The sequence below is a fragment of the Rhodopirellula islandica genome (genome assembly GCF_001027925.1).
Classification (GTDB): Bacteria; Planctomycetota; Planctomycetia; order Pirellulales; family Pirellulaceae; genus Rhodopirellula; species Rhodopirellula islandica.
The window spans coordinates 1-1,982 of sequence record NZ_LECT01000018.1; the positions used below are offsets into that span (position 1 = coordinate 1).

The following is a 1,982-nucleotide window of genomic DNA, read 5'->3' on the forward strand; positions in this document are numbered from 1 at the left end:
AGCCGTTTGGGCGTTAGCCCCGGTTGCGCGTGAAAACCGTGGCTAACGCCAACGGCTCACATACCCGATGACACCTGCGTACCTGCTTAGGCCTGCGAACGCTTGGCTATAGAACATCAACCGTCCCGGCTCGCAAACCCCAGACGTTATGCCAACATGATTGATCGCCTAATACAGCTTGGAAAGTGGGTGGCGATTCTCTTGATCGGCTTCTTCGCTATCTCCTTCCTGGCGTTTGGTTCAACAGGGGGAGGCGCCGGTGCTGGGACTGGTGTGATTTCACATTGGTTCGGCGCCTCGTTTCATATTTGGCCAGATGCGGCGAACGACACTTCTGGATCACTCCGCATTGAGGGCAATACTTCGCCGAGGTTCATGTTATGGGGGCACACTTGTCCGCACTACACGGAGTTACGAATCGAATGGGAGATGTTCCACCGCGTTCCGAACCAAGGTGAAGCAACTCTAGACCTTGAGCAATTGACGATTGTCGCGGGCAATCAAACGTCAAGCTTGGACAAGGATTCACTTTCTAAGCTACTACGCATGTCGCCCGCGAACCCGCGTGATGCTGAGTACGTCGGGGCATTGCTACGATTCATTTATTCTGCGAGAGATGGAACACTTCCACCGCCTCAACATCATTTAATCGAGTTGCCGACGACGCTTTCCGGTAACATGCAACATTTTGCATCCGGAACAGCGGTATCGCCAATTCAACTGCTATGGATCATTTCTTGGTTTGGGTACGGCATTCGCCGATTGTTTTCACATCGAAGTGGTTCATCGCCTGTAGTCAGCGAGGCATAATTAAGCGATCAACCGCAGACGGCCACGACGTTTTGCGGTCATCCAAGCGTTAATCTGGCCGACGCGGTTGTCGCTATCGTTCGGCAGTCGATTGAAACCTCACGCTCCGTCGTCCGCGGTGATCGGTGCGTTCGATCCAGGCCAGTGATCCCGATGCGCGATTCACTCAGACTCGAATCTCTAGTGCTCGCAATCCCGTGTTCGAACGCCAACCCGAACGCGGCACTCCATGCCGTTGCCCATCGTCGATCCGATGCTCGCACACGGCTGCTACAATGCACGCTCCTGCTCAGACGAACTTGCGCTGACTGCCGGTTCGGAGGCGGAACAATTCGGTGCAGCGGAGCAAGGGCGCCAGTCCCTCTCCCGATTTCAAACTTTCCAGAACGCCCTCACCCAGTGACCTTTTCGTCATCTGACTGCAATGAATCTGACAACGGAACTGAAGGTCGCTGCGATCACCCAGGGCTACGCCGCATTGGCTTGTGTGACGTGCTGGAGATACGAAACGACATGGGACCGCGACGTCGGAGTGACACTGTCCGCGATTGACCTGCGTGGTGCAGGTGCGCTGATTGGGGGTGTTGTCTCCATCGTCTGCTTGAAGCGGATCTGGAGCCTTGTTCGCAATTTACTTTCCCGCGGCGCTGTCGTTCCGAGCGAACATCGGATCTGGGGGCGTTTAAGCTCACTTGTGTTCTTGCTGCCAATGTTGGTGGGCTTCAGCTTCAACCACGGTGAGATTGTTGACAGTAGTGTTCTCCAGATGACAACGGTTACTTACGGCGGTGGCCCTGCAGTGATCTCCGCAGCGCTATCGGCATTGGCCGTACTCGCCTTCCAGGCAGTTGTGGAGCTGGAATCACTGTCGTTCCGGATCTGCCCGAGCACAGCGGATAACGACTTGCGATAAACCGGAGTAATATGCTCTCCGCTACGTCGGTGTTGCCTTCGGCTATTCACACCGCCTCCGCTACGACCAAATTGGCCGGTTATCGCTGGTGTTCCGCATTCGATTGAAACCTCACGCTCCGTCGTCCGTGGTGATCGGTGCGCTCGATCCAGGCTCGCGTACGGCCGCACGGTGCCATCCACCCAAAGCCATTGCACATAACTCGTTCTCGTACTCAGGGCGCAGCCCGGTACTCGCACTCGTTTTCGAAACCGGCGCC

The 1,982-nt window shown here is 55.9% G+C and carries 2 protein-coding genes; both read left to right on the forward strand.

Annotated elements, in window-relative coordinates; genetic code table 11:
• The first annotated feature begins 156 nt into the window (after positions 1–156).
• Complete coding sequence (locus tag RISK_RS31485; RefSeq protein ID WP_150122547.1) at positions 157–810, forward strand: hypothetical protein; 654 nt, start codon at positions 157–159, stop codon at positions 808–810.
• A 424-nt stretch (positions 811–1,234) separates the two neighbouring features.
• Positions 1,235–1,723, forward strand: coding sequence for a hypothetical protein (locus RISK_RS10305; RefSeq protein ID WP_047814221.1), 489 nt, complete (start codon positions 1,235–1,237; stop codon positions 1,721–1,723).
• The last annotated feature ends 259 nt before the right edge of the window (positions 1,724–1,982 follow it).